We start from the raw sequence: 5,039 nt of genomic DNA, 5'->3' as shown, positions 1-5,039 counted from the left end.
GGCGTACCCCGGCCCTGGTGGGCGCGGTTCCTCAGGGCCCGTCGCCTCGTGCCGCAGCGCTGACTCACGGCCCCTCGTGGCCGGGTCCATCGGCCCTGCCCACGGGGGCGCCGGCGGCCAACACTCGAGGTGGAGATCAAGCGGAAGGGAAGACGTCATGCGCGCAGCGGTTGTCACCGGCTTCGACCAGCCACTCGAAGTCAAAGAGGTGTCCACGCCCGAGCCGGCGGCCGGGCAGGTGCTGGTCCGGATCGAGGCCAGCGGGCTCTGCCACACCGACATCCACGCCGCTCGCGGCGACTGGCCGGTGCAGCCCACCCCGCCGTTCATCCCGGGCCACGAGGGTGTCGGCATCGTCGAGCGGCTCGGCGCGGACGTCACCGCGCACGCCGTCGGCGACCGGGTCGCGATCCCGTGGCTGGGCCACGCGTGCGGCACCTGCGAGTACTGCGTCACCGGCTGGGAGACGCTGTGCGAGTCGCAGCTCAACACCGGCTACGCCATCGACGGCGGGCACGCCGAGTTCGCCGTCGCCGACGCCCGCTACGTCGTGGCGGTGCCTGCCGGTATCGACCCGGCCGAGGCCGCGCCGCTGACCTGCGCCGGTGTGACCACGTACAAGGCGGTCAAGGTCGGTGGGGTGACACCCGGCGACCGGGTGGCGATCTTCGGCATCGGCGGGCTGGGACACCTGGCCCAGCAGTACGCGCAGATCTTCGGCGGCGAGACCATCGCGGTGGACGTGACCGAGGAGAAGCTCGCGCTGGCCAAGAGCCTGGGTGCGGCCTATGTGATCAACGCGGCCACGTCGGACCCGGTCGCGGCCATCGAGGCGCTGGGCGGCGCGGACGTGGCCGTGGTGCTCGCGGCCGACCCGCGGGTCGTCGAGCAGGCCCACGCGTCGCTGCGCCGCGGCGGCCGGCTGATCCTGGTGTCGCTGCCCAAGGACAACGCGATGTCCCTGCCGATCTTCCAGACCGTGCTCAAGGGCATCCGGGTGATCGGCTCGATCGTCGGCACCCGCGCCGACCTGGCCGAGGTGTTCCGGCTGCACGCCGCCGGGCGCACCCAGGTCCGCTACGAGGCCCGCCGGCTCGACGACATCAACGCCTCCATCGAGGACGTCCTGGCCGGCCGGGTCCCCGCCCGCCTGGTCCTGATGCCGTAGCCGGCCCTCCGACCGGAGGTTCCGGGTGGCTCGGCCGCCCGGGACCTTCGGCCCTGCCCGGGCCCGCCGGCAGCGGCCAGCCTGGAAGCAGAGACGAGGAGGAGTCATGGTGCAGGAACGCAGAGAGGCCTGGCGCGGATTCACGAGGACGACCTGGCGGGACACCGTCGACGTCGCCGGGTTCATCCACGACAACGTCACGCCGTACCCCGGCGACGCGGCGTTCCTGACCGGGCCGACGCACCGCACGGAACGGCTCTGGCGGGAACTGCAGCGGATGTTCGTCGAGGAGCGCAGGCGCGGCATCTACGACGTCGACACGCACACCCCGTCGACCATCACCGCGCACGTGCCCGGCTACATCGACCGCTCCCACGAGCTGATCGTCGGGCTGCAGACCAGCGCGCCGCTGCGGCGGGCCATCATGCCGGCCGGCGGCCTGCGGATGGTCGAGGCCGGGCTCAAGGCCTACGGGTACGCGCTCGACCCGGCCGTACACGCGATCTACTCCCGCTACCGCAAGACGCACAACGACGGGGTCTTCGACGCGTACCCGGCGGACGTGCTGGCCGCGCGGCGCTCGCACATCATCACCGGGCTGCCCGACGCGTACGGCCGGGGCCGGATCATCGGTGACTACCGCCGCGTCGCCCTGTACGGCGTCGACCGCCTCATCGCCGAACGCCAGGAGCGCAAGGCAACGCTGGACGCCCACCTGTCGAGTGAGGACGTCATCCGCGACCGGGAGGAGCTGGCCGAGCAGATCCGCGCCCTCGGCGAGCTCAAGACCATGGCCGCCGCGTACGGCTCCGACATCTCCCGCCCCGCGGCGACCGGCCGCGAGGCGATCCAGTGGCTGTACTTCGCCTACCTGGCCGCGACCAAGGAGCAGAACGGCGCGGCCATGTCGCTGGGCCGCACCTCGACGTTCGTGGACATCTATCTGCAGCGCGACCTCGACGAGGGCACTCTGACCGAGTCCGCCGCGCAGGAGCTGATCGACGACTTCGTGATCAAGCTGCGGATCATCCGCTTCCTCCGGACCCCCGACTACGACCAGCTGTTCTCCGGCGACCCGACCTGGGTCACCGAGGCGATCGGCGGCGTCGGGGCCGACGGCCGGCCGCTGGTGACCCGCAGCAGCTTCCGCTACCTGCAGACCCTCTACAACCTCGGGCCCGCACCGGAGCCGAACCTGACCGTGCTGTGGTCGCCGGCCCTGCCCAAGGGCTTCAAGGGGTTCTGCGCGCAGGTCTCGATCGACACCAGCTCCATCCAGTACGAGAACGACGACCTGCTGCGTCCCGCCTACAGTGACGACACCGCGATCGCGTGCTGCGTGTCGGCCATGCGGGTCGGCAAGGACATGCAGTTCTTCGGCGCCCGGGCCAACCTGGCCAAGACCCTGCTGTACGCGATCAACGGCGGCCGCGACGAGCTGACCGGCGACCAGGTGGCCCCGCCGAGCCCGCCCGTCACCGGCGACGTCCTCGCCTACGACGAGGTGCTCACCGCCTTCGACCGGACCCTCGACTGGCTGGCCGAGACGTACGTGGACGCGCTCAACGTCATCCACTACATGCACGACAAGTACGCGTACGAGCGCCTGGAGATGGCGTTGCACGACTACCCGGTGCACCGTTTCCTGGCCACCGGCATCGCCGGGCTCTCGGTGGCCGCCGACAGCCTCTCCGCCATCAGGTACGCGCAGGTCAAGGCGCTGCGGGACACGTCAGGGCTGGTCGTGGACTACGCCGTCGACGGGGACTTCCCGACCTTCGGCAACAACGACGACCGCGCCGACGCCATCGCCGTCGACCTGGTCGAGCGGTTCATGGCCAAGATCCGCCGTCAGCCGGCGTACCGCGGCGCCGAGCCCAGCCTGTCGGTCCTGACGATCACGTCGAACGTCGTCTACGGCAAGCACACCGGCAACACCCCGGACGGGCGGCGTACCGGCGAGCCGTTCGCCCCGGGCGCCAACCCGATGAACGGCCGCGACCGGCACGGCCTGGTCGCCGCCGCGTTGTCGGTGGCCAAGCTGCCGTACCGGTGCGCCCGCGACGGCATCTCGCTGACCACCACCGTGACCCCCGACGGTCTGGGGCACAGCCGGGACGAACGGATCGCCAACCTGGCCGGGGTGCTCGACGGCTACACCGACGCGGGTGGCTTCCACCTCAACGTCAACGTGCTGGACCGGGCGACGCTGGAGGACGCCATGGCCCACCCGGAGAAGTACCCGCAGCTCACCATCCGGGTGTCCGGCTACGCGGTCAACTTCGTCCGGCTGACCCGCGAACAGCAGCACGACGTGATCTCCCGGACCTTCCACGGCTCGCTGTGACCACCGTGGCCGCGCCGCTGACCGGCTCCGTCCACTCCTTCGACGTCTCGACCGGAGTGGACGGCCCCGGCACCCGCTTCGTCGCGTTCCTGGCCGGCTGCCCGCTGCGCTGCCGGTACTGCCACAGCCCCGACACCTGGTTCCAGCGCAACGGCCGGACGACCACCGTCGACGACCTCGTCACCGAGATCCGCCGCTACGAGCGCTTCATCAAGGTCGCCGGCGGCGGAGTCACGCTCAGCGGCGGCGAACCGTTGCAGCAGCCCGGCTTCACGCGCTCGGTCCTGACCCGGTGCAAGGAGCTGGGCCTGCACACCGCGCTGGACACCAGCGGCTTCTACGGCGACCGGGCCGACGACGCCCTGCTGGACGCCGTCGACCTGGTGCTGCTCGACATCAAGTCGGGCGACGAGGACACCTACCAGGCGGTGACCGGGACCGGCCGGCTCGGACCGACGGTCCGCTTCGCGCATCGCCTGGCCGAGCGCGGCATCCCGATCTGGGTCCGCTTCGTCCTGGTGCCGGGCCTCACCGACGACCCCGCGAACGTCGACGCGGTGGCCGACCTGGTGGCCACCGTGCCGACGGTCGAACGGGTCGAGGTGCTGCCGTTCCACCGCCTCGGCGCCGCCAAGTACGCGGCCCTGGGCCTCGACTTCCCGCTCGCGGGCACCGGGCCGCCCGACGCCGAGCTCCTCGACCGGGTCCGCGACCGGTTCCGCGCCCGTGGTCTGACCGTCCTCTGAAGAGCTGTGTCGTCGTTGCCGACGGGCGGGAGCAGCCGCCTCGCCCGGGTCCCGGTGACCAGGGCCGAACGGCCCTGCTGTCCGGGGGCCGATCCGCGCAGCCTGGAGGGGCGATGCCCGACGACGCGAAGGAGCCGATCGTGGACACCAGCACGGCCGCCGCGACCCGTGGACTGACCAGCGCGGAGGCCGCCGGCCGGCTGGCTGCCGACGGCCCCAACACGGTGGCCGCGCCCGCTCCCCGCCGCCTGCCGGCCCGGATAGGGACGCAGCTGGCCGATCCGCTGATCGCGCTGCTGCTGGTCGCCGCCGTCGTCACCACACTGCTGGACGATCTGCCCGACACCGCCGTGATCCTGCTGGTCGTCACCGTGAACACCCTGATCGGGGTCGTCCAGGAGGTCAGGGCGGACCGGGCCATCGCCGCCCTCGACCAGCTCGCCGCGCCGACCGCCCGGGTGGTCCGCGACGGCGCCGACCGGATCCTGCCCGCGGCGCAGCTGGTGCGCGGTGACCTGGTCCGGCTGGAGGCCGGCGACATCGTGCCCGCCGATCTGGACCTCGTCGAGGTGCAGCGCGCCAGCTTCGACGAGTCGGCGCTGACCGGCGAGTCCGTCACCGTGCACCACCGGACCGGCGAGGAGGCCGGGGCCGGGACGGTGCTGACCACCGGCCGGGCCGCCGGCCTGGTCGTGCGGACCGGGGCGGCGAGTTCGCTGGGCCGCATCTCGGCCCTGGTGGCCCGCACCAAGCCCGGCCTGACCCCGCTGCAGCGGCG

At 72.3% G+C, this 5,039-nt stretch carries 4 protein-coding genes; all 4 read left to right on the top strand.

From position 1 onward, the window contains the following. Positions 1–157 precede the first annotated feature (157 nt). Positions 158–1,168, top strand: a complete 1,011-nt coding sequence (gene adhP / locus AB0C29_RS33145; RefSeq protein ID WP_360828639.1) for an alcohol dehydrogenase AdhP — start codon at positions 158–160, stop codon at positions 1,166–1,168. A gap of 106 nt (positions 1,169–1,274) precedes the next feature. Then, complete coding sequence (gene pflB / locus AB0C29_RS33140) at positions 1,275–3,515, top strand: formate C-acetyltransferase (protein ID WP_360828636.1); 2,241 nt, start codon at positions 1,275–1,277, stop codon at positions 3,513–3,515. Continuing rightward, positions 3,512–4,261 carry a pyruvate formate-lyase-activating protein gene (pflA, locus tag AB0C29_RS33135; protein ID WP_360828633.1) on the top strand — a complete coding sequence of 250 codons (750 nt, stop codon included), beginning with the start codon at positions 3,512–3,514 and terminating at the stop codon, positions 4,259–4,261. The genes pflB and pflA overlap by 4 nt, the downstream gene beginning before the upstream one ends. 113 nt (positions 4,262–4,374) lie before the next feature. Continuing rightward, positions 4,375–5,039: cation-transporting P-type ATPase (locus tag AB0C29_RS33130; RefSeq protein WP_360828630.1), on the top strand; the 665-nt coding region annotated here is incomplete at its 3' end.

Origin of the sequence: Actinoplanes sp. NPDC048791, assembly GCF_040650095.1 — a bacterium.
Classification (GTDB): Bacteria; Actinomycetota; Actinomycetes; order Mycobacteriales; family Micromonosporaceae; genus Actinoplanes.
This window is presented reverse-complemented; position numbering and strand designations above follow the sequence as displayed.

Bases quoted from the DNA above. Each gene is read 5' to 3' on its own strand.
- pflB (WP_360828636.1), top strand. From the start codon at position 1,275: ATGGTGCAGGAACGCAGAGAGGCCTGGCGCGGATTCACGAGGACGACC.
- adhP (WP_360828639.1), top strand. From the start codon at position 158: ATGCGCGCAGCGGTTGTCACCGGCTTCGACCAGCCACTCGAAGTCAAA.